The sequence below is a fragment of the Peptoniphilus sp. DNF00840 genome (assembly GCF_001553125.1).
GTDB classification, from domain to species: domain Bacteria; phylum Bacillota; class Clostridia; order Tissierellales; family Peptoniphilaceae; genus Peptoniphilus_A; species Peptoniphilus_A vaginalis.
Map to the genome: position 1 here is coordinate 1 of NZ_KQ960235.1, position 1,006 is coordinate 1,006.

Consider the following 1,006-nt stretch of genomic DNA (forward strand, 5'->3'; position numbering starts at 1 on the left):
CTTTGTTCATTATTCCCGCTTTTAGGTATTTTCTGATTAGTGATTCTGTGTCTGGTGCTTTGATGTGCTCATGAACTATGCTCATTAGTTTATCTTGTGGCACTTTGTCAAAGAATTTTTCTAAGTCTATATCTACTACCCATTCGAATCCGTCGTTTAGGTATTCTAGGCTTTTTGTTATTGCCATTTGACAGTTTCTTCCTGGTCTGAAGCCATAGCTTGTTTCTGAAAATCTTTGGTCTATTATTGGTGTTAGAACTTGCACGATTGCTTGTTGGATTATTCTGTCCATTACTGTTGGTATTCCGAGTTTTCTTTTTCCTCCGTTTGGTTTTGGAACTTCTACTCGAAGTACTGGTTGTGGTTTGTAGCGTCTTTCGATAATTTCTTGTCTTATCCTTGTCCAGTTTTCTTTGATGTATTCATCTATTTCTTCTACACTTATGCCATCTATTCCCGCCGCTCCTTTATTGGAGATAACTTTTAGTTTGGCTTGGTGCATGTTTTCTGGATTTAGGATTTGACTTATCAGTTTATCTTCCATGTGTGCACTTGCTCCTTTCCGCTTGCATAACTTATTTCTTAGATGTGAGATTTTGTTTTCATTTACGTTTCTGCTACTTTCTCTGTCAGATTTGTTATGCAACATACATTTACTTGTGCTGTTAAATTGTTCAGTCCTTCGGTGTTTCCACCTACTATGACTTCTGCTGACTTCTCACTATTCGTTGTTACTACTGTTTCGCTAGTGAGACCTCACGGGATAAGCCCTAATACTTTCATCGTTTACTCGCAGAATTTACGCTTTGGGTTTACGGTTACCTTTTGGGTCTTTGCTATCTGTGGCTAGCTTGCCCACCTGTTGCGCCTCATATTCTGTTTCTGTTCGTCAAGTCACGATTTCGCTATTGCTTCTTCTCTCCTAGATGTCGCCATCTAAAACTTGCAAGTCGCTATTAGATTCGTCGGTAACTACGCTCCGTAGGGAATTTCACCCCAGCATTAG

General features: G+C 39.5%; 1 protein-coding gene. It reads right to left on the bottom strand.

Annotated features, from left to right (window positions below):
• The coding region (locus HMPREF1864_RS06385) for a reverse transcriptase domain-containing protein (protein WP_255353771.1) at positions 1 to 544 on the bottom strand (544 nt) is incomplete at its 3' end.
• Between the last annotated feature and the right edge of the window lie 462 nt (positions 545 to 1,006).